This window comes from Paraburkholderia rhynchosiae (assembly GCF_002879865.1).
GTDB lineage: Bacteria > Pseudomonadota > Gammaproteobacteria > Burkholderiales > Burkholderiaceae > Paraburkholderia > Paraburkholderia rhynchosiae.
Genome location: NZ_PNXY01000008.1, coordinates 272,048 through 294,249 on the forward strand (window position 1 = coordinate 272,048; position 22,202 = coordinate 294,249).

The 22,202-nt window shown below is 62.5% G+C and carries 17 protein-coding genes; 5 read left to right on the plus strand and 12 right to left on the minus strand.

Annotated features, from left to right (window positions below; genetic code table 11):
- Nucleotides 1-25: 25 nt before the first annotated feature.
- Nucleotides 26-346 carry a hypothetical protein gene (locus C0Z16_RS14360; protein ID WP_102632808.1) on the minus strand — a complete coding sequence of 107 codons (321 nt, stop codon included), beginning with the start codon at nt 344-346 and terminating at the stop codon, nt 26-28.
- A 170-nt stretch (nt 347-516) separates the two neighbouring features.
- Complete coding sequence (locus tag C0Z16_RS14365; RefSeq protein WP_102632809.1) at nt 517-1,416, minus strand: hypothetical protein; 900 nt, start codon at nt 1,414-1,416, stop codon at nt 517-519.
- A gap of 316 nt (nt 1,417-1,732) precedes the next feature.
- Here C0Z16_RS14365 and C0Z16_RS14370 point away from each other — a divergent pair, with 316 nt between their 5' ends.
- The 4 genes from C0Z16_RS14370 to C0Z16_RS14385 all read left to right on the plus strand — a co-directional run bounded on the left by C0Z16_RS14370 (nt 1,733) and on the right by C0Z16_RS14385 (nt 6,761).
- Entirely contained in the window at nt 1,733-3,079 is a 1,347-nt protein-coding gene (locus C0Z16_RS14370) for a class I SAM-dependent methyltransferase (protein ID WP_102632810.1), read from the plus strand.
- Between the two features lie 185 nt (nt 3,080-3,264).
- Complete coding sequence (locus C0Z16_RS14375; protein WP_102632811.1) at nt 3,265-4,428, plus strand: HPP family protein; 1,164 nt, start codon at nt 3,265-3,267, stop codon at nt 4,426-4,428.
- Nucleotides 4,429-4,542: 114 nt separating this feature from the next.
- Nucleotides 4,543-4,959 carry a MarR family winged helix-turn-helix transcriptional regulator gene (locus C0Z16_RS14380; RefSeq protein WP_102632812.1) on the plus strand — a complete coding sequence of 139 codons (417 nt, stop codon included), beginning with the start codon at nt 4,543-4,545 and terminating at the stop codon, nt 4,957-4,959.
- 2 nt (nt 4,960-4,961) lie between these two features.
- Nucleotides 4,962-6,761 carry a chloride channel protein gene (locus C0Z16_RS14385; protein WP_102632813.1) on the plus strand — a complete coding sequence of 600 codons (1,800 nt, stop codon included), beginning with the start codon at nt 4,962-4,964 and terminating at the stop codon, nt 6,759-6,761.
- 15 nt (nt 6,762-6,776) lie between these two features.
- Here C0Z16_RS14385 and C0Z16_RS14390 read toward each other — a convergent pair whose 3' ends face one another.
- The 9 genes from C0Z16_RS14390 to C0Z16_RS14430 form a co-directional block, all read right to left on the minus strand.
- A complete protein-coding gene (locus C0Z16_RS14390; RefSeq protein WP_102632814.1) occupies nt 6,777-7,322 on the minus strand; it encodes a DUF488 domain-containing protein in 546 nt (181 codons plus the stop codon).
- Nucleotides 7,323-7,470: 148 nt separating this feature from the next.
- A complete protein-coding gene (locus C0Z16_RS14395; RefSeq protein WP_102632815.1) occupies nt 7,471-8,904 on the minus strand; it encodes an efflux transporter outer membrane subunit in 1,434 nt (477 codons plus the stop codon).
- A gap of 9 nt (nt 8,905-8,913) precedes the next feature.
- On the minus strand, nt 8,914-10,485 hold the full coding sequence (locus C0Z16_RS14400) for a DHA2 family efflux MFS transporter permease subunit (RefSeq protein ID WP_102632816.1): 1,572 nt from the start codon (nt 10,483-10,485) through the stop codon (nt 8,914-8,916).
- A gap of 6 nt (nt 10,486-10,491) precedes the next feature.
- Nucleotides 10,492-11,610 (minus strand): HlyD family secretion protein, encoded by a 1,119-nt coding sequence (locus C0Z16_RS14405; RefSeq protein ID WP_175130673.1) that lies wholly within the window; start codon nt 11,608-11,610, stop codon nt 10,492-10,494.
- A 94-nt stretch (nt 11,611-11,704) separates the two neighbouring features.
- Nucleotides 11,705-12,124 carry a MarR family winged helix-turn-helix transcriptional regulator gene (locus tag C0Z16_RS14410; RefSeq protein ID WP_102632818.1) on the minus strand — a complete coding sequence of 140 codons (420 nt, stop codon included), beginning with the start codon at nt 12,122-12,124 and terminating at the stop codon, nt 11,705-11,707.
- Nucleotides 12,125-12,204: 80 nt separating this feature from the next.
- A complete protein-coding gene (locus C0Z16_RS14415) occupies nt 12,205-12,627 on the minus strand; it encodes a MarR family winged helix-turn-helix transcriptional regulator (protein ID WP_102632819.1) in 423 nt (140 codons plus the stop codon).
- A gap of 62 nt (nt 12,628-12,689) precedes the next feature.
- On the minus strand, nt 12,690-13,580 hold the full coding sequence (locus tag C0Z16_RS14420; RefSeq protein ID WP_102632820.1) for a transglutaminase family protein: 891 nt from the start codon (nt 13,578-13,580) through the stop codon (nt 12,690-12,692).
- On the minus strand, nt 13,577-16,207 hold the full coding sequence (locus C0Z16_RS14425) for a circularly permuted type 2 ATP-grasp protein (protein ID WP_102632821.1): 2,631 nt from the start codon (nt 16,205-16,207) through the stop codon (nt 13,577-13,579). Before C0Z16_RS14425 ends, C0Z16_RS14420 begins: the two co-directional genes overlap by 4 nt.
- 35 nt (nt 16,208-16,242) lie before the next feature.
- The gene (locus tag C0Z16_RS14430; RefSeq protein ID WP_102632822.1) at nt 16,243-19,725 is read right to left on the minus strand and encodes a transglutaminase family protein; all 3,483 of its coding nucleotides are present in this window, start codon (nt 19,723-19,725) and stop codon (nt 16,243-16,245) included.
- A 314-nt stretch (nt 19,726-20,039) separates the two neighbouring features.
- On the opposite strand from C0Z16_RS14430, the gene C0Z16_RS14435 reads away from it, so the two are divergent.
- The gene (locus C0Z16_RS14435; protein ID WP_102632823.1) at nt 20,040-21,143 is read left to right on the plus strand and encodes a zinc-binding metallopeptidase family protein; all 1,104 of its coding nucleotides are present in this window, start codon (nt 20,040-20,042) and stop codon (nt 21,141-21,143) included.
- A gap of 147 nt (nt 21,144-21,290) precedes the next feature.
- Here the strand turns inward: C0Z16_RS14435 and C0Z16_RS14440 are convergent, their stop codons facing one another.
- Nucleotides 21,291-21,725: a phasin family protein gene (locus C0Z16_RS14440; protein ID WP_102632824.1), complete on the minus strand. Its 435-nt coding sequence runs from the start codon at nt 21,723-21,725 to the stop codon at nt 21,291-21,293.
- Between the last annotated feature and the right edge of the window lie 477 nt (nt 21,726-22,202).

A 22,202-nucleotide genomic window follows, 5' to 3' on the forward strand; every position in this document is an offset into this window, starting at 1 on the left:
CTCGCTCCAACCTGCTGCATTCGACTCAGGACGACAGCCGGATTGCCATTGCGCCTGCTGGCTCATGGACTGCGCGCAGCAGCAGGTCGTCGACGCAATCGGCCAGTTCCAGAAGCATCGCCGCGGTGTCGCCATCCAGTTCCGTCGGATGCGATTTTCTGAGTTCGCGCAACGTCTCCCCAATCCGCCTGATTGCCTTCGGTCCGCTGTCGAGCAGCGGCCAGCAATGCATCAGATATCCCAACGGCGTGATGCTCCGCCGTTCACACCAGATATCGAATAGCCGGAAGCAGATCGAGTTGATATGCTCCACCTCATTTTCACGCTCCGACAGATAGGGAATCATGGCTGTTTACCTGGCTGGGCCATTATGACCTGTCCATCATAGAGCGACAGTAATCGCACGACAGTCAGGCAGCGCGGAGAATGCGCCAAGGGTATCCCGATTCCGGGGTAAGGAAATCCTGACGCTGCTCGCTAGTCGCGCCACCAACCGCGTTGGGGGCTCGCTTTCCGCTACGCAGTACGATCGTGCGCCACGATCGGCCACTGCTCCCAGTATTTCTCCGGAATCTTTCGGTCCGCCGCGGAAAGATACGGGTTGTCCAGTTCAATGACTTTCCTCTCGCGCAAATTGGCTTGCACCAGCGCCTGCTGAATGTACGGATGCGAATTGAACAGCCGCATATACGAGCCGTTTTTGTAAGCCGCAGTGAAGCCGCGCTCGATCGTCCCGGCGAGTGCCGGAGAGTGGCGGGCCACATAGAACAGAAAGTCCGACCGGTACTTCAGCAGCAAACGTTTCTCGACCGTGAGATCCGGCTCGGTCTGACTCCGGGCCTCCAGTTCGGGGAACGCCTCGATGACACCTCTCGGGTAATAATCGATCCGTCCGGCGCGGGTCATGGCGAACAACGTCTCGGTCGTGGATGTGTCGACCTTCAGACCGGCGTCCACCAGGATATCCGTATCGACCCAGCCTAGCCCCTGGCCGGCGGTCAACCGCCGGAGATCGGCAAGATTTCCGACGCGGTCAAACTCGGCTTGCCGGTCTTTTCTTATGACGAAAACGCGATAGCCGATCAAGCCGCGATTCACGGGAATCGGGACCACGTTCAGGCCGCTTTCTGCCCGACTGTCCATGCTGGTCCAAAGCAGGTTGATCGAACCGCCGTCAGCGAGTTCGGCCAAGGCACGGCCGCGCTCCATCGCGACATCGGCCTGACGGATGGAATAGGTAGCGTTGGCCGCTTTCATGGCCACGTCCAGCACCGCAAGCGCAAACGCCGCATGGACTTCCGCCCCGGGGCGGATTCGCGGATGCACGATGTGGAAATCGGCTATCGACACGGCATGCGCCCGGCGCAGCATGCCGGCCGCGCCCAACGCCGCGAGTACGAAGCTCCTGCGCTGCATGATGTATCGACGTCTAATGAAGTGCGTCCGAGCGTCCCCGTTGGCGCCCGGCTGATGTAAGTATGCTGTCACTACCATGAACGCTTTGCAATGAGGAAATCCTCGGCTGGAACGAATGCAGTAGCTGCAGCCGCAATGCGTGTTTTTCGCCACTCGAATGGGATGGGTCAAAAAGCTCCGGATAGCTAACGGATTTGGAAGCGCTCCATTATTGCAGCCGGACGGCGACCCGCGCGAACGCGCGAGACGGTTTGCCGGTGCGGCATGAATGATGCTCGGTAGAAACACGGGAACGTTGCTGCCAGGAGTACACGCCATGACGCTATCGAGCCTTTTGCGTTCGCCTGCGGAACAGCAGATCGCCGGTCTGCCGCTGCCCTGTTCCGTGGCCCTGCCCGACGGCCAGCGCATCGGAGCGCCGCAGCCGCGTCTGTCGTTCGTGATCCGCGACATGCGGGCGCTGCTGCATCTGACGCAAGGCGCGATCGGCCGGCTGGCGGAAGACTACGTGGAAGGCCGGCTTGAAATCGAAGGGAACATGCACGACCTGATGGCGGCCGCACCGGCGTTGCTCCGCAGCGATCCCACACAGGAAGCGCAGGGATGGCTGATGGGCCCGATCAGCCGCACTCGCCGCACAATCTGGGAGCACACGCATCATAGCCGTGCGAAGGACGCCGCACAGATCCAGCATCACTACGATATCTCCGACGACTTCTACGCGCTGTGGCTCGACCCGTTGCGCGTGTACTCGTGCGGGTATTTTTCGACGCCGGATATGTCGCTCGCCGAGGCTCAGCAGGCGAAGCTCGACCACATCTGCAAGAAACTGATGCTGCGTTCCGGCGAGCGCTTTCTCGACGTGGGCGCCGGTTGGGGCGCGCTTCTGCTGTGGGCTGCCGAACATTACGGCGTGGCCGCCACCGGCATCACGCTGTCGAAGAACCAGCACGCGTACGTCAACCGGCTCATTGAGCAAAAAGGGCTACAGGGTCGCGTCAAAATGCTCTTGCAGGACTACCGCGACGTCGACGAATCGGCGCCCTTCGACAAGATTGCTTCAGTCGGCATGTGCGAACACGTTGGCCGACCGAATCTGCCTGTGTACTTTGCAAAGATCCGGCGCTTGCTCCGACCCGGCGGTCTGATGATGAATCACAGCATCACCGCGGGCGGCGCCGACAACCCGGAAGTCGGCGGCGGCATGGGCGATTTCATCGACAGGTACATTTTTCCGGGCGGTCAACTCGTGCACGTTAGCGTGATGATGGAAGCCATGACGCGCGGCAATCTCGAACCGGTAGACGCCGAGTGCCTGCGTCCGCATTACGCGCGAACGCTCTGGCATTGGGCCGATGCGCTCGAAGCCCACCTCGACGAGGCGCGCCGTATTCTGGGTAAGGACGCGGAGAAGGTGATCCGTGCGTACCGGCTGTATCTGGCAGGATCGGCGATGGGATTCGAGCGCGGGTGGACGTCGCTATTCCAGATCCTCGCCTCGCGTCCTGCTGAATTGCCGAAGACGGATGGCCGTTCCGCCGGTCGCATCGCCTCTGCCCGCAGTGACTATCCGTTCAATCGCACGTACATGTATGCGGAGAACGCCGCGGCTCATCGCGTTGGCGAAGTTCAACATGCACACAACGGACCCTTGACGGGCTGACTCTATCTCGCGTTTTTCGCGTGGCTCGGGTGTGCAAGCCCGCTGCATATTTGCGCTCCGCAACATGCAGCGTCGGCGTTTTATATCATATTGAAATATAATTATGACGAGACGATATTCGCGTTGCCAGGGGTTTCCCCGTATCGTCGCAACCCAGCACAATCGACTAACTCTCCGTTCGTACTTTGTCCCGCTCTCTCGTTTTGCGCTGGTTTTCCAGCTTCCTCCCCGTACCGGTCACCGTTAAATGGCAGGAACGCGCGCGTTCCTGTCTGGGAGCGCTGCTCGGCATCGCGTTCACCGGCGGTTCGATGTATCTGCTGTTAGGACCCGGCGCGAACATTCCGCTGCTGGTCGCGCCCATGGGCGCTTCGGCTGTGTTACTGTTTGCCGTGCCCGCCAGTCCGCTCGCGCAACCATGGTCGATCATCGGCGGGAATCTCGTGTCCGCGATCATTGGCGTGACGTGCGCGAACGTCATTGCGGACCCAACGCTTGCGGCCGCGCTGGCCGTGGCGTTTGCCATCTGCGGAATGTTCGCGCTTCGATGCGTGCACCCGCCCTCCGGCGCCGTCGCGTTGACCGCGGTACTCGGCGGTCCCGCCATTCATGCGCTGGGCTACCGGTTCGTGCTCGAGCCGATCGCGGTGCAGTCCGTCGCGTTGCTCGCCGCCGCGATCGCCTATCACGCGGCCACCGGCCACCGCTATCCGCACTCCATGCGGCAAGCCCGCGGCGCGGGCAACGCGGCGGACGCCGGCTCGCGTGCCGGCTTTACACGCGCCGATCTGGAAGCCGTGCTGAAGCGCCGCAGCGAAATGCTCGACATCGACCCGGACGATCTCGAATCATTGCTGCGGGAAACGCAGCTTCAGGCGTTCTCGCGCAGCTTCAATGAACTGACCTGTGAAGACATCATGTCGCGTCACGTCGTGTCTGTCGCGGCTACGACGCGCGCCGTGGCCGCATGGGCGCTGTTAAAGCGCAACAAGGTGAAGGCCCTTCCCGTGATCGACGCCGACCACAGTCTGATCGGCATCGTGACGCGTGCCGACCTCGTCGATAAAAGAATCTTTGGTTCGTTCTCGCCGTTCATTACCTATTTCGACGGTTGGTTACGCGGCGATGCACTACGCGCGCCGACAGTCGGCAACGTAATGACGACCGACGTCTGCACCGTCAAGGCGAGTGCGCCGATCACCGACCTCGTGCCGATGTTCGCCAACTACGGTCACCACCATATCCCTGTACTGGATACCGCCGGACACGCGGTTGGAATGATTACGCAGGTGGATCTGATTTCCGGGCTTTACCGGCAGACCGTGGTCAAGGCGCAGCAGGCCGCCTGATCGCGGCATCGAATTGCGCAACACGTCTTCCGTTTTACGCGTGGCTAAACGGTATGCGGCTGAATGTATCATCAAATGATATAATTCTCGTTTATTCGCATTGGCGGACGATCAATGAAAGAACGGGCTCGCGGGCTACGCAAAATCGACTTTGAGCAGCTGTCGGAGTTTCGCTATCAGATGCGGCGCTTCGAGCGCTTCTCGGAACAGGCCGCGCAGAGCGAAGGCATCACGCCGCTGCAATATCTGTTGCTGCTGCATATCAAGGGATATCCGGAGCGCGACTGGGCGACCGTCGGCGAGCTGGCGGAGCGGCTCCAGGCCCAGCATCACGGCGTCGTCGCGCTCGTGTCCCGTTGCGAAGCGCTCGAGCTGGTACGCCGCCAGACTAGCGAAACCGATCGCCGCCAGGTTGAAGTCCACATTGAAAAAGCGGGCGAACGGGTGCTCGCAAGACTTGCGGAGCTTCACCGCGCCGAGCTGAAATCGCTTGAAGGCGCATTCCGCGTTCCACAGATCGACCTCGAGTAATCATGCACATTGACTCCCACAAGCGGGACTTCTCCGCGAACGCACGGCTGCCAGGCATTTTCGCTCTGGCAGCCTGCATCGGCGCGGTCAGCACGCTCGCAGCCTACGTGTTGCTGAACCTGATTCATCTGTTCACGAACCTGTTCTTCTTCGGCACGCTGTCGTTCGTCGAACATTCCCCCGCGCATAACAACCTCGGCGTCTGGGTCATTGGCGTGCCGGTGGCCGGCGGGCTCATCGTCGGAATGATGGCGCGGTTCGGCTCCGAGAAAATCCGCGGGCACGGCATTCCCGAGGCTATTGAAGCAATCCTGTTCGGCAAGAGCCGGATGTCGCCGAAAGTGGCCGTGCTCAAGCCGCTGTCGTCGGGCATCGTGATCGGCAGTGGCGGTCCGTTCGGCGCTGAAGGACCGATCATCATGACCGGCGGCGCGCTCGGCTCGCTGATCGCGCAATGCTTCAAGGTGACGTCGGCCGAACGCAAGACGCTTCTCGTCGCCGGCGCCGCTGCGGGCATGACCGCGGTGTTCGGCACGCCCGTAGCCGCGGTGCTGCTGGCGGTCGAATTGCTGCTGTTCGAATGGCGCCCGCGCAGTTTTCTGCCGGTCGCCGTCGCGTGTGCGGTGGCCGGTTTCTCTCGCGCGGCATTCTTCGGCACAGGTCCGTTGTTTCCGCTGGAAACCGCCGCGCCCGATGGCTGGTCGCTGTTTTCCTGCCTGATTGCAGGGTTATTGTCGGGCGCGCTCGCGTCGGGGCTTTCCGCTGCGCTGTACAAGACGGAAGACCTGTTCGGCAAGTTGCCGATCCACTGGATGTGGTGGCCCGCGCTCGGCGGACTCGTCGTAGGCATCGGCGGATGGCTCGAGCCGCGCGCGCTCGGTGTGGGCTATGACGTGATCGGCGATCTGCTGCATCAACACATTGCCTTGCAGATCGCACTGGTGCTGCTCGCTGTGAAGGCCGTCATATGGGTCGTCGCGCTAGGCTCCGGCACATCGGGCGGCGTGCTCGCGCCACTGTTGATGCTCGGCGCGGGACTCGGCACGGTCCTTTCGCACTGGCTGCCGGGCAACCAGCCGGCGTTGTGGCCGCTCGTCTGCATGGCCGCCACGCTCGGCGCGACGCTCGGTGCGCCGCTAACCGCAATCGTGTTCGCATTCGGCCTCACGCACGACAGCAACGCGCTGTTGCCGCTGCTGACCGCAACGCTGGTCGCTCACGGCTTTGCCACGGTGACGATGCGCCGCTCGATCATGACCGAAAAAATCGCGCGGCGCGGTTATCACATCTACCGTGAATATGGCGTCGATCCGCTCGAACGTCATCATGTGGACGAAGTGATGACCGCCTCAGTCGAATCAATCGACGCGAGCATCACAGTCGGCGCGGCACTCGACAAGTTCTTCGGCGCGAAGCAAACACGCCGCGCCTATCCGGTCGTGCGTGAAGGCATGGTGGTCGGGGTGGCCGATCGCGCGTTGCTCGAACAGTTCCGCGACGAGGACCCGAACCTGCGCCCGGCCATGAGCGTGACCGACGTTTTCAATCAACGGGAGCCGGCGTTCGCTTTGCCGTCCGAGACCTGCCGCCTTGTCGCGACGAGACTGGCCGTGCACGGCCTTGAACGATTGCCCGTAGTGGCCGATGCAAAGTCGATGCGTCTTATCGGCATCGTCTCGCGCAGCGATCTCGTCAAGCCGTCGCTCAGTCACTTCGAAGAAGAACACAAGAAGGAGCGATTCCGTCGCCTGACACCCGCGCGTGGCAAGCGTCGATTTGCGCCCGTTGGCAAAGCCGGATAGTGTCTTTTGTCCGTTTCAGTGTGAAGCGGATTCTGCCGGATAGACGAGCAAGCCATGGCGCTGCGCTTGCGCCGCCGGCGTGATGGTTGCCGCGTTGACGTGGTGCGCGTCCATGATGTGCCATACGGTTTCGCCGTGCAGCAGCAGGTAATCCGTGATGATGCGCCGGTGGCAACGCCACCACACCGCTTCGGAACACATGATCGCGCAACGGTGGCGATGGCCAAGTTCACGAAGTTCCGCAAGCCCCTTCTGAAAGGGGCTCGTCATTGCGTAATCGGCATAGTTACGGAACGCGGGATGCGTCCAGTATGCATTCACGGAGGGGCCCTCGTCCTTGCGGCGGCTGCGCCGTCCGCCGAGTTCCGCGAGATGCAGATAGTCGATATGCGCGGGCAAAAGCGAGTCCGGCAGGGTGTCGCGGTTGAATTGGGGATTGGTGCGCGAGCGTGGGATGCTGCGCACATCGACCAACGTTTCGATCTCCGAAGCTTTGAGCAAGTCGATGAATTCTGACAGCGCGCGCGTGGAATGCCCGATCGTGAAAAATGGCCGCGTCATCGTGACCTCGTCGGCTTGGTGGTATGCATCGGATAGTATCTCCAGAAAGCGCTAATCGACTAGCCTCCTGCCTGCATTGTCCGCCCGCATTCCGTGTGCCTGCACGATCCGTGACCCAGGAGCCGCGGCTCATTGCGAACTCACTGCATCAATTGCTCGCCGAGACCTCCGCCACCGTTTCGGGAACATCCCAGCCGCCGCCGAGCGCACGATACAACGCGACTGCGGCAAGCGCATGTTCGCGTTTGGCCTGATTCAACGATTCGGCGTCGCGCAAGTATGCTTCTTGCGCGGTCAGTACATCGAGGAAACTCGACGCGCCGCCCTTGTACAGTTCGCTCGACAGACGCAACGCATGGTTCGACGCCTCCAGCGCGCCGCCAAGACGCTCCACTTGCACAGCGCCATTCACCAGCTCACTGCGGTTGTCCTCGATTTCCTTCAACGCCTGAAGCATCGTCTGCCGCAGGCCGAGCTGCGATTCGCGCATGCGGCTCTCGCTTGCATCGATATTCGCGGTGATGCGGCCCGCGTTGAAGATCGGGCTGGTCGCGTTCAGTGCGGCGCTAAACAGGTTGTCGGTCAGTGTAGGCAGCCCAAGATACGACGAGGCCAGCAGGCCATCGGCGAGATTGAGCCTGAACTTCGGATAGCGCTCCGCCTTCGAGACGCCCACTTCCGCCGCGCGCTGTTCGACCGTTGCGTACGCCGTGCGCACGTCGGGTCGCTGCAATAGCGCTTCGGAAGGCAGCACTTGCGGCACGCGTTGCGCGGGCACGGGAATCTCGCGCGCGTTGGCGAGCAGCAATCCATCCACGCTCTCCGGCGCGCGTCCCGAGTACACCGCGATCAAACTGAGCTGATGCTGCACAGCCGTCTGAACACGTGGGATTTGCGCCTGCAATTCCTGCAACTGGTTCTGTGCGCGCGCGACATCGAGTTGCGTCGACAGTCCGTAATGCAGACGCTGTTGCGTGAGCTTCAACGCGCGAGCGCGAATCTGTTCGTTCTCGCTGAGAATCTGCAATTGCGTCTGCGCCCAGCGCAGATCGACATAAGCGGCTGCCGCATTGGCGGCGAGCGCGAGCCGCACTTCATTCAACGCGGACTGACGGCCCGTGACTTGCGCTTGCGCCACTAACACAGCCAGACGTTCCCCGCCAAACACATCCGGCGTCCAGCTCGCCGACAAGCCGGCGCCCGCTTGACGCACATAACCCAGCGGCGGCGGCGTGTTCTGACGTGAATACGATGCGTGGGCGCTCGCATTCAACTCGGGCAGCAACGCCGCGCGATTCTGCGTGACGAGGTCCTGCGCCTGCTTGACGCGCTCCATTGCCGCCTGCACGTCGAGATTGCCGGTCAGCACCGAGTCGACCAGTCGATGCATGACAGGATCGCCGAACTGGTCCCACCACGCGTTCGCGTTGACGCTGTCTTGCGGTGCGTCGACGCCCCACGCATCGGGCGCCAGTGTCCCGACCGTTTGCGGCAAATCCGCGTGCGTAGCGGGTTGGACCGCGCACGCGGCAAGCGTCAGCAATGCAGCGCTTGCCAGCATCTTGATAGCAATCGTTTTCATCTTAGGTCCTCAATGAGCATCGGGCGGCGGCGCGGTATTGCCGAACGGGCGCGAGAAAAATACGCTGAACAAGCCCACGACAAAACAGAGCGACACTGCGAGAAAAGTGTCGGAGAAAGTCAGCACCAATGCTTCGCGCATCAATACCGTGTGCAATGCGCTGAGCCCCGCGTTGGCCGCATTCAGCGTGTTTGCCCCGACAGCCGCGAAATGCGCGGTCTGCTGCTGCAAGATCGATTCGACTATGGGACGCCCCGCCGTCAGATGTTCGTCGAGCCGTTGATAGTGCAGATTCAGGCGGTCGTTCAGCATCGTGCTGCTCACCGCAATGCCGATCGCGCCGCCCAGATTGCGCATCAGGTTGAAAAGGCCGCTTGCGGAACGAAGCCTCGACGGCGGCAACGAGCCGAGCGCCATCGTGACAATGGGGGCAATGCTGAACTGCTGGCCGATGCCGCGCAGCGCCTGCGGTATCAGCAACTCCTGCCAGCCCCACTCATGAGTCAACGGCACATACAGGTAACAACCGGCGCCGAACAGCAAGAGGCCGAACACCATCAGCAGACGCATGTCGATAAAGCGCGCGAGGGTCGAATATGCGGCAAGCGCAAGCAACTGGAAACAGCCGACCGACAACAACGCCAAGCCGATCTGCAACGAATCGAAGCCGCGCACGCGTGACAGAAACACCGGCGTCAGAAACACCGTGCAGAAGATCCCGATGCCTGTGATGAACGACAGCAGACTGCCGATACCGAAGTTGCGAACCGCCAACGCACGCAAATCGACAATCGGCTCCTTGGCCGTGAACGCATGGACGATGAACAGAAAGCCGCAGATTGCCGAGATCCATGTGCACAGAATGATCGCGTCGTCGCCGAACCAGTTCTTGCGCGGCCCTTCTTCGAGCACATACTCGAGGCAGCCGAGAAATGCGGACATCAGCAGAATGCCTATATAGTCGCCTTTTTTCAGCAGCGAAAGATCGGGCCGATCGATGTGCACGTATTTCGGCACCATCAACGCAACGACGAGTCCGGGCACGAGGTTCAGATAGAAAAGCCAGTGCCAGGACCATTGCGACGTGATCCAGCCGCCGATGACGGGGCCAACGGTCGGCGCAAGCGAAGCGAGCGCGCCGATCGTCGTCGATGCGATCAACCGTTGCTTGCCCGGAAACAGCACGAATGCCGTGGTAAACACGGTCGGAATCATCGCGGCGCCGAGTGCGCCCTGCAGGCCGCGAAACAGGATCATCGAGTTGATGTCCCACGCGAGGCCGCACAACATGCTCGTGATAGTGAAACCCAGGGCGGAAAACGCGAACACCCAGCGTGTGGAAAACACGCGCGTGAGCCAGCCCGACATCGGAATTACGAGAATTTCGGCGATCAGATACGAAGTCTGCACCCACGAGAGTTCGTCCTGGCTCGCGGACAATCCACCGCCGATGTCCTTGAGCGACGACGCCACGATCTGGATATCGAGCGTCGCCATGAAAAAGCCGACGCACATCAGCGCGAATGCGAAGACCTTGGTGCGCGTCGGCTGATCGGCGGGATTGGCTGGAACGTGCGTCATGATGGTTTATCCGCGAGCCGGCGCGCTTTGGGCGTCGATATGATCCGCATGATCGACGTGGACCTTCACCGTCGCGGAGAGACCGGGGCGCAGCACGCCTTGCATGTCCTTCGGCACATCCAGACGCACGCGCACGGGCACGCGCTGCACGATCTTCGTGAAGTTGCCGGTCGCGTTCTCGGCGGGGAGCACGCTGAAGGTTGCGCCGGTGGCAGGGGCAAGACTCTCGACCATTCCGTGAATACGCTTGCTTGAAGCGTCGAGATCGACGTCGACCGTGTCGCCGACGCGCATCTTCTTCAACTGGTCTTCCTTGAAGTTCGCGTCGATCCATAGACCGCTCGCGGGCACCACCGTCAACAGTGAGACGCCAGTGTTGGCCAGCAGTCCGACGCGCGCGGTGCGATTGCCGACGTAGCCGTCGATCGGTGAACGAATCGTCGTGTATTCCACGTTCAAGGCCGCGACGCGCTGCGCCGCCTGCGCGGTGGCGATGCGCGCCTCGGCATCGCCAATCTGCGCATCGAGCACGGCGATCTGGCGTTGTGCTGCGATCAATGCCGCGCTGCTGCGATCCACCGCGGCGTGCGCTTTCGTTAAATCGGCATCCGCGCGCTCCACCACCTGATTCGACACCGCGTCGTCCTTCACGAGTTGACGATAGCGGGCCTGATCCGCCGCGCTGCGCGTCAGTTCGGCGCCGGACGCGCGAACCTCGGCGGCGTGCTCGTTGATGGTGGCAAGCTGCAAGGATTTCTTCGCCTGCAATTCCGTCACTGCGGCTTGCGCGCTGCGGACTTCGGCGGTGGCTTGCGCTAAGCGGGCGTCGTAATCGCGCGCGTCGATCCGGACCAGCACCTGATTCGCGTGGACGAACTGATTGTCCCGCACCAGCACATCGGCCACGAAGCCATTCACCTTCGGTGCCATGACAGTGACGTCGCCGCCCACGTACGCATCGTCCGTCGTTTCGACGAAGCGCCCCACGAAGAACCAGTACGACGCGGCCAGCGCGAGCACGGCGAGTACCGTTATGATCGCGAGCAGCATCCACGGAATGCGTGTGGCCGGTTTGGCGGCCTGCGCCGCGCCGGCTGGTGCGGCAGTCGAAGGTGTAGTGGACATGATGGCTAAATGTGCGTATGCACCGGTTAGTTTAAAAAAATAGCGCCTTGCGTTGCGCCGCTTACTTCTGGTCTGTGCTTGCCTTCGGCACTCGTCACATGCCATTCGTCATTGCAAACAACTCACCGCGCAACGCTTGCGCGCGCTGCCCGCCGAAACTGTGCTCGAATTCAGCTTGCGCCGCGTGCCAGTGCTTGCGCCCTGCTTCGAGCCGCGCTTTGCCGTCGGCTGTCAGCGCGATGGACAACACTCGCGCGTCTGCGCCCAGCGCTTCGCTCACGACGAGCCCATTGCGGCGCAGGGGTTGGATCGTGCGGACCAGCGTGGTGCGCTGCATGCGCATGACTTCGGCCAATTGCTTCATCGTCATCGGGCCGGTGCGGTTGAGCCGGCCAAGCAGAGAGAACTGCGTGATCGTGAGGCCGACGCTCGCGAGATGGCGGTCGTAGATCTGCGATACGTAACGCGCGGCCTGGCGGATGGCGAAGCAGTCGTCGTCGAACGGTTCTTGCATTGCTGCGCTTCCTTTTATAAGTGCATACGCACATTTCGGGGCGAACGAATACTCGTCAAAGACGAGCACATGCGCCGACGCTAGCCGGTAATGGTGAACAACTCGGCGCGCAATGCCTTGGCGCGCCCATGGCCGAACTTCTTTTCGAACTCGTCTTGCGCGGCGCGCCATGCGATAACGGCCTTGTCGAAAGTCTTCTCGCCTTTTTCGGTCAGGCTGAACAGATAAGTGCGGTTGTCATGCTCCGCGGATTCGGCGATCACCAGACCGTCGCGCTGCAACGGTTTCATCGCGCGGACCAGCGTGGTGCGCTCCATCACCATGGCGTCAGCAAGATCGAGGATCGGCACGTTCGGCGTGCGCGCAAGCTTCGCAAGAATCGTAAACTGCGCCGCCGTCAGCCCGACTGCGCCAAGATGGCGCTCGTAAAGCTGCGTGATATGCCGCGCCGCCTGGCGCAGCGCGAAGCAGTTGCATTCGTCGTAGGAGAGCGGGCGGTTCATGCTACGCAGTCTATATGTGCGTATGCACAGAGTCAAGTACCGCGATACTTTTTGACTCGGCGCTAAAGCGCAAGAACCGTCACGCCCACTTCCACGCGATGCGCGCCGCCGCCGAGAATCATGCCGCGCAGCAAGGACACGTCGCTGTAATCGCGGCCGATCGCGAGCGTGACGTGGTCGGTATCGGCGAGCACGTCATTGGTCGGATCGAGGTCGATCCAGCCGCTGCCCGGGCAATGCACCGATACCCACGCATGCGAAGCGTCAGCGCCGATCAGTCGAGGTTGGCCCGGCGGCGGATCGTTGCGCAGATAGCCGCTCACATAGCGCGCCGGCAAACCGAGCGAGCGCAAGCAGCCGATCATCACCTGCGCGAAGTCCTGGCAGACGCCGCTCTTCAACTCGAATGCGCGCTCGGCGGGCGTATCGAACATCGTGGCCGACGGCTTATATGCGAAGTCCGCGTGAATGCGGTGCATCAGGTCGATCGCGCCCGCGGCAACCGGCATGCCCGGGGGGAAACTCGGCAACGCGTAGGCGCGCAACGACGGCCGCGGCACGATGTTCGGCGACGCAAAACAGAACTCCACTTCGGGCCGAAACTGCCCACCGACGCGAAAGTCGAGCGCGTCGGCCACTTCGTCCCATGCGGGTGTCGCTTGCGGATCGAGGTCGGTCCAGCGAGGCGTGAGCGCGACCGTCGTTTCGCTGACCAGTTGCAGGCGCTCATGCGGCGCGTCCAACGCGAAATAAAGGACGTCGTTGCCGAATGCATCGATACGGCTATTCAGATACGACGGCTGCGGCTCGATCCGTTCATCATGGGACACGACCCGCTGCCACGCACAGACAATAGGCCGGATGGTCGCGAGATGCTGCGCGGTTTCGACATATGTCGAGTAGTGATAGGTCGTGCGATGCGAGACCGATAGCACGGTAGGCGCGTTTTTCATGACCACACCTGCGACGCCACGGTACTCGCGTGACTGAAATAGCGCGCGCTGATTTCATGCGCGGCCGCGCCGGCAAATCCGCCAATCTGTTCGCACACTGCAATCAGATCTCGATATGCACCGTTCGAATCGACCTCGCATAGCGATGCAAGGGTGGGCAACGACGCGGCAGGCGGCATCAATTCCGCAAATGGACGATGCCGCGTGCTCCCCGCCGCCACCGCAATTTCATCGAGCTTCTTGCGCAAACGCTCGTATACGCCGTAGATTCCGCGCGGATTGGTCGGTTCGATCACCAGCAAGTCGAGCAGAGCCGGCACTTCGAAGCGTCCCGGATAGAGCGCGCGATACGTGAGCGTGCAGTCGAACAATTGCAGCAGCAGATCGAAACCCGCCGGCGTCGCAAGTTGGCCTTTATCGGCGACCACGCTTAAAAACGCGCTCATTGCCGACACGCGTTCGATATGCCGCCCCGCGAAGAGCAGCCGCCACGCTTCGTCGCGAGTCATGCGGTCGCCTTGCGCGCCGCTGATCGCCGACAACTGCACCGACAACTGTTCGAGCGCGTTCATCAACGTGACCCGGTCGTAACGGCTCGCGCCATTCGTGGCGCCGTTCGCCGCTACCGCTTGCAAAGCGCCGCTCGAAGCCGGAACCGGCATCAGCGTCTGCAACGCGTCGCGGAAGTCGTTGCGTGCGGCGAGAATGATGCGCCAGTGATCGTTCGATAAGCGCCCGCGCACTTCGCCATTCGAGCGCGCCTGGCAATTCAGGTTCTGGCCGATGCCCGCCGCGCCCGTGCTCTCGCTCAGATTCGCGACGAGCGCGCGCTCGAATGCTTGCGGCGTATGCGGCACGGACAGGTCGCCCGGTTGCACGAGCCCGCAATGCAGCGCGAGTTCGACGAGCGTCGGAAACATCGTGTCCGCATCGTTGCCTTCGAGCGAGCCGAGAATGAAGCGCAGCAGGCGTACGTTGTTTTCCGCACGTTCACCGTAACGTCCGGCCCAGAAGAGATTTTCCGCGGCGCGGCTCGACACCGTGCGGTGCTTGCGCGCGAGGTCGGCGGGTTGCATCGGCGAAGGCAGCAGCGTGAAAGTCGACGTGGGCTGGCTCGACAGCACCCAGGTATCGACGCTGCTGCCGCCGTATTGCATCGACACGGTAGCCTGACGCTCGCCGGCCATGCGTGTGAAGCCGCCGGGCATCACATGCCAGCCGCCGTTGACGTCGGCGATCGCATACGCGCGCAATACCGTGGGGCGTCCACCGATGGTGCCGTCCTCGTAACGCGGCGTGCAGGAAAAACGCTGCGCCTGCTGGATCGTGTAGGTGCCGGGCGTCGCTTCGATACGCTCGCGCCACGTCGACAACCGTTGCCTGCCCTGCTCGACGCCGGGCGGCGCATCGCGCGCGGCGACCGGCCATGTAGGCACGATAAAGGCTTCATCGAGATGCGCGAACACGTGCTCGCGCGCCGCCTCCTCGCCGCACCACCAGGTCGGCACGCTCGGCAAAATGAGGTCTTCGTCGAACAGAATTTCGACAATGCCCGGCAAAAAACCGTGCAAAGCCGGCGATTCGACAAAGCCGGAACCCGGCACATTCGAAACAATCACATTGCCCGCGCGCATCACCTGCAACAGACCCGGCACGCCGATGGTCGAATCGGCTCGCAACTCGACGGGATCGCAGAAGGCATCGTCCAGGCGGCGCAGCACGACATGCACCCGCTCGAGTCCGCCGAGCGTCTTCAGATAAAGCATGTCGTCACGCACCGTCAGGTCTTTGCCTTCGACCAGTGTCACGCCGAGATAACGCGCCAGAAACACGTGTTCGAAGTATGTCTCGCTGAACGGCCCAGGCGTGAGCAACGCGATATGCGGCGAAGCATCGGCGCGCGGCGCGTCATGACGCATCGTCGCCTGCGCGGCCTGAACCAGCGTCGAGATCAACTGTGAATAGGTGGGCGCAAGGCGGCTCACGTGCATCGAACGGAATGGATCGGCAAACAGCGCCGACACGATCAGACGGTTTTCCAACGCGTAGCCAAGGCCCGATGGCGCTTCCGTGCGATGCGCCATCACGGTCCAATCGCCGTTGGGCGCACGTGCGAGATCGACCGCGACCACTTGCAGGAACTGGCCGCCAGGCGGCGCATAGCCCTTCACGGAGCGCAGATAGCCCGGATGCCCAAACACCAGCGCAGGCGGCAACTGCCCACGCTGAAGCAAGGTCTGCGGCCCATAAATATCGGCGACGATCGCATTCAACAGATGCGCGCGCTGCATCACGCCGCGCTCGATATGCGCCCACTCGGCTTCGCTGATCAGGAACGGCAGCAGATCGAGCGCCCACGCGCGCGGCTCGCCGTTGTCTGCGTACACGTTGTAGCTGATGTCGTTATCGCGGATCTGCTGCCCAATCGAAGCCCGATGACCTTCGAGCCGCGCGATGCCGTCTTCGCCAAGCCGCTCGAAGAATTGCCGCCACGGTTCGCGCAGCCCGCCGGATGCGTCGCGCAACTCATCCCAATGTCCCTCGTGAGTGGGCAAGAGCCTCAACAGGGACGAAGCGTCCGCGCGCGCCGCGGACGTCTCGAAGGGAAAAGTCGATTGAAAAGCCAAGGTCGTATTGTTGTCGATATTAAGGGTGAGCGGTCTTACCAGTAGCGCAGATCCAGCGTGAACGGAAACTCCAGGCTGCGCTGCGGCGCATCCACCGTGAGCGGCCCCGGCGTATGACCCGACGCGAAGAAGCGTGAGCGCCGCCGGCTTTCCGCCTCATAGGCGTTCACCGGGAAGGTGTCATAGCTGCGCCCGCCCGGATGTGCGACATGATACTGGCATCCGCCCACGGAGCGGCCACTCCATGTATCGACGAGATCGAACGTGAGCGGCGCGTCCACGCCGATGGTCGGATGCAGCGCCGACGGCTGCGACCACGCGCGGAACCGCACGCCCGCCACATATTCGCTGACGCGCCCTGTCGGCTGCAACGGCACCGGCACGCCGTTGACCGTCAGCACATGACGGTTTTCGTTCAAACCGAGCGCGCGCACCTCGAGCCGCTCCACCGACGAATCCACATAGCGCACCGTGCCGCCCGGCGAGCCCTCCTCGCCCATCACGTGCCAAGGTTCGAGCGCATTGCGGACGGTCAGCGACACGCCGCTCACCGTGGCTTCACCGACCAGCGGGAAGCGGAATTCGAAGTGCGGCGCGAACCAGCTGCTATCGAAGGCAAAGCCCGCCCGATTCAGCTCGTCGAGCACGTCGTCGAAATCCATCTTCACGAAGGTGCCGAGCAGGAAGCGGTCGTGCAGTTCGGTGCCCCAGCGCGTGAGCCGCTGCGTGTACGGCGTATGCCAGAAACGCGCCACCAGTGCGCGCAACAGCAATTGCTGCACGAGGCTCATGCGTGCGTGCGGCGGCATTTCGAAACCGCGCAATTCGAGCAGGCCGAGACGGCCCGTCGGACCATCGGGCGAATATAGCTTGTCGATGCAAAATTCCGCGCGGTGCGTATTGCCGGTCACATCGATCAGAATGTTGCGCAACGACCGGTCGATCATCCACGCGGGCAGGTTGGCGCTGTCGCGTCCGCCGAGCAGATCGATCTGCCGCTGCAATTCGCGGAACGCCACTTCGAGTTCATACACCTGATCGTTGCGGGCTTCGTCGATACGCGGCGCCTGGCTCGTCGGTCCAATAAAGAGCCCGGAAAACAGATACGACAGCGAAGGATGGTTGTGCCAGTACGCGATCAGACTCGCGAGCAGATCGGGACGGCGCAGGAACGGACTGTCGGCGGGCGTCGCGCCGCCGAGCACGAGGTGATTGCCGCCGCCGGTGCCGGTATGGCGTCCGTCGGTCATGAACTTCTCGCTGCTCAGATAGCTTTGCGCCGCCGACTGATACAGGTACTCGGTGTGATCGACCAGTTGACCCCAGTTCGCTGCCGGATGAATGTTGACCTCGATCACGCCGGGGTCGGGCGTGACCTGCAGCATCTTCAGGCGCGCATCGCGTGGCGGCGGATAGCCTTCGAGCACGACTTGCATGCGCAACTCGGCGGCTGTCGCTTCAACGGCGGCGAGCAGGTCAAGATAGTCGTCGAGCTCGGTGAGCGGCGGCATGAACACATGCAGCAGCGTGCGGCCGCTGCCGAACGCGTCGGCTTCCGCTTTCGGACCGGCGGCGCGTTTGGGATCGCGCGCCTCGACGCAAATGGCCGTGCGAAGCGTTTCCTTCGACGACTTGCCGCGCGCCGGCGCCGCCGTGGCGTCGGTTTCGCCGCGTTGTGGCGCATACGCCAGCACCGTGCTGCCGGGCATGCCGCTCAACAAATCCCCCGCCGACGACGACAACGCCGCCGCGCGTCGTGCATCGGCGGTAGTCAGCGCGGGCTCGCCGTCGTCGTATTGCATGCGCAGTTGCGCGGCCGAGCGCAACGGCACCGGCGGCGCGAACGGATCGTGCGCGTGCTGATACGGATAGTCGGTCTTCGACACCCACGGCAGCGAATCCAGCGGCAGGCGATACCCCATCGGCGAGTCGCCGGGAATCAGGAACATACGTTCTTCGCGGAAGAACCAGCGGCCGCTGACCCACTTCGGCGCCTCGTGCGGCACATCGCGGTCGCGCGCGAGCGGCAGTACATAGCCGGTCGCGCCGCCGAGCCCCGCGTCGAACACGCGGCGCAAACGCACGCGCTCGAGTTCATCATCCAGACGCGCGTCGAACGGATCGACGTTGACGGGTAGCCGCCGCTCGCGCCACAGGTAGTACCAGACGTCTTCGAAACCGGGCTGGATGCAGTCTTCATTTAACGAGAGCTTGCCCGCCAGATGCGCGAGAAAGCGTTGCGCGTCCGCGGCCGTGTAGGTGCCGGGCTCGCGCTCATCGGCGAAAAGCGCGGGGTTTTGCCAGCATGGCTCGCCATCGGCGCGCCAGTACAACGACATCGCCCAGCGCGGCAACTGCTCGCCCGGATACCACTTGCCCTGGCCGATATGCAGGAAGCCGTTTGCGCCGTAACGCGAGCGCAGCTTTTCCATCAACGCGACCGCGTAGCCGCGCTTGGTCGGGCCGAGCGCGTCGGTGTTCCATTCGGCGGCATCGCGGTCGCGCACCGACACGAAGGTCGGCTCGCCGCCCATGGTCAGACGGACGTCCATGTCCGCGAGTTGACGGTCGACGTGCGCGCCCATGGCGAGCACATCGTTCCACACTTCCTCGCTGTAGGGCTTGGTGACGCGCGGTGTCTCCAGCACGCGGCTGATCGACATGGTGTGCTCGAACTCGACTTCGGATTCGTCCACCGCGCCCGAAATCGGCGCTGCGCTGCCCGGTTCGGGCGTGCAGGCGACCGGAATGTGCCCCTCGCCGGCGAGCAGGCCCGATGTGGGGTCGAGGCCGATCCAGCCCGCGCCCGGCAGATACACCTCGCACCATGCGTGCAGATCGGTGAAGTCGACCTCGGTGCCGCTCGGGCCGTCGATCGACTTGATGTCAGGCGCGAGTTGCAGCAGATAGCCGGACACGAAGCGCGCGGCAAGACCGAGCTGGCGTAACGTCTCGACCAGCAGCCAGCCGGAATCGCGGCACGAACCGGCGCCGCTCACGAGCGTTTCTTCGGGCGTCTGAACGCCTGGCTCCATCCGGATCAGATAGCGAACCTCGCGTTGCAGCCGCTGATTCAACGCGACGAGGAAATCGGCGGTCACGGTCGGCGTGCGGTCGATACTCTTGACGAACTCGGCGAAACGCGGGGTCATGGGACGCTTCACCCGATACGGCGCGAGTTCGAGCGCGAGATCCGGCGAATAGTCGAAGGGGAATTTTTCGGCCGACGGCTCGAGAAAGAAGTCGAACGGATTGTAGACGGCCATCTCGGCGATCAGATCCACCGTCACCTTGAACTCGCGCGTCTTCTCGGGGAAAACGAGGCGCGCCTGATAGTTGGCGAACGCGTCCTGCTGCCAGTTGATGAAGTGTTGAGCCGGCTCGACTCGCATCGAATACGAGAGGATCGGAGTCCGGCAGTGCGGCGCGGGCCTCAGACGCACGACCTGGGGCGACAGCGCGACCAGCCTGTCGTAGCGGTAATGTGTGACGTGGTTCAACGCGACGCGTATGGACACACCGGACTCCTGGTCTATGGTTGGCAGCCCGCCAAAAAGCAAGCTTCATGCCGTTGATCGAAAATCCGCGTGCGGCCACGGCGCCGCCATGATCACGGCTTGTTGGGAGTTTGCCGCTTCACTCTGTCGTTTAACGCGGGCCGAAGTACAGCCGTTCATGTGCCACGAACCAGACTGCGCACCAAAGCGGGGCAACGCCGCTGCACGATCATGCCCATACTGTGCGTTAAACGGGTGACGTCTGGCAATCGCGGCATGAACATTGCGAAACGTCCTCGCCTGTCACACTGTCACTCACCGCCCGGGCTTCGTCCATGAAAACGTTCCACTGCAATCGCTGCTCGCACCTCGTGTTCTTTGAGAACGTCCGTTGCGAACGCTGCGAGGCATTGCTCGGCTATGTGCCGGAACTGCGCGAAATCAGCGCCTTCGAAGATGCCGGCGAAGAGCGCTGGCGCAGCCTGCATCCCGAGTCCGACGGCGCCCTGTACCGGCAGTGCCATAACTACGCGGTCGAAAATGTCTGCAACTGGATGGTTCCCGCCGATTCGCCCGACACGCTGTGCCGCTCCTGTCAATTGACACGCACGATTCCGAACCTCAGTGCGCCCGAAAACCGGCTGTACTGGTATCGGCTGGAAATCGCCAAACGCCGGCTGCTCTATACGCTCGGCGAGTTTGGGCTCGACGTCAAATCGCGTCAGGAAGATCCGGAACAAGGCCTTGCGTTCGAATTTCTCGAGGACGGCGGCGATGGTTCGCGCGTCATGACCGGTCACGACAACGGGCTCATCACGCTCAACATCGCCGAGGCCGACGACGCGCATCGCGAGAAAATCCGCAGTGCGATGGGCGAGCCGTACCGGACGCTGCTCGGCCACTTCCGCCACGAGACCGGCCACTACTACTTCAGTCAACTGGTGGAGAAGAGCCCGCGCTGGCTCGAACCGTTCCGCAAACTTTTCGGCGATGAGCGCGCCGACTATGGCGATGCGCTCGACGCCTACTATCGCGACGGCGCGCCGGCCGACTGGCAGGCTTCGTATATCAGTGCGTATGCGACGATGCATCCCTGGGAAGACTGGGCCGAGACGTGGGCGCATTACATGCTGATCGTCGACGTGCTGGATACGTCGACTTCGTACGGCGTCGCACTGCTCCCCGACGATCCAAGCGAGCCGACGCTGACCGACCGCACGCCGGTCGAAGACGCGAGTTTCGATAACCTGATGAAGCGCTGGTTTCCGCTCACCTATGTATTGAACAGCCTGAACCGCAGCCTGGGCATGCCGGACGGTTATCCGTTCACGCTGGCCGCGCCGGTGGTGGACAAGCTTCGCTTCGTACATCGGGTGATTGCGGAAGCGGGTGACAGGTCGGCTTCGCGGGACTCGCCACAGGCTGCGAAGCCGGCCTGATCCTGAGTACGCGACGCGACGTACACGCGCTGAAATTCAAAGCCACGTCACACAAAAAATTTGCCGCGAATGATTGCGAAAATCATTCGCGGCATTGGCCTTCAAACGATGTCTATGGTCCGAAAGCGACCGAGCAATCCGGCGCGCTTACTTCTTCTGCTGCTGTTGCTGCTGCAAAAGCGAGCGCAATTCCTGGACGTTTTCGTCCACGCGTTTCGCGATCACCGCATACGACTCGGCTTGCGTCTGATAGGCCGCCTGCGCGAGCTGCTGCATGTCGGCGAGCGACTTGTGCAAGCTTTGCTGGATCAACTCGGCGGTTTTCGCGGAAGGCGCGGCGCCGCCGGCTGATAGCTGCCCCGTTAGCGACTGCAATTCGCTCAGCGTCGTGCGCAACATTTCGGTCTGCTTCTGCGCGAGCGACTGCATGCCCTGGAAGGCGGTCTGATTCGCCTGAACCAGTGCTTCGACGTCCTTGCGCCGCGCTTCCATGATGGCGGGCACGTCGAAGCCGGGCAGCTTGAACTGCTCCAGCATTTTGGTGAAATCGCCAAACGGATTGGCGGTATCAGGTCGGTCCATGCGAAATCCTCCTTAACGGTTGAACAATCGCCACCGGCGCTTCGCCGCAAACATTCACGCGATGCAGGCACCGGCGGTTTCCGGTGCGCCGCGCCCCGCAGCCGCTTGCGCGGTTCCAGGGTCCGACGGCACATTGCGTCAATCATGCGCCATCCGACGCTATTGCGCCAGCGCATGCGCCGTCGACGGACACAGGACGATGCATGGCGCACGGCGCATTCTGTTGCGAGCCGGCGGACGCAAGGCTTCGTAAGCGTACGGAAGCGAGTCAGTAACCCTGCAACAGGGCGTGTCGTCTATCGTTAGGTTGAGTCGGCGTACTGTCGTGCCGGCGCTCTGTCCATGGGCTCAGGATTACCCACATCTCGTGATGTGAATCACCCGTCCTGGCTAAAGATCCGGTACATCTCCGTGATTTCGTGGAGCACCAGGAAGCCGCGCCACATGACCGTAGGCCCGGGCGGGTGATCATGCTTG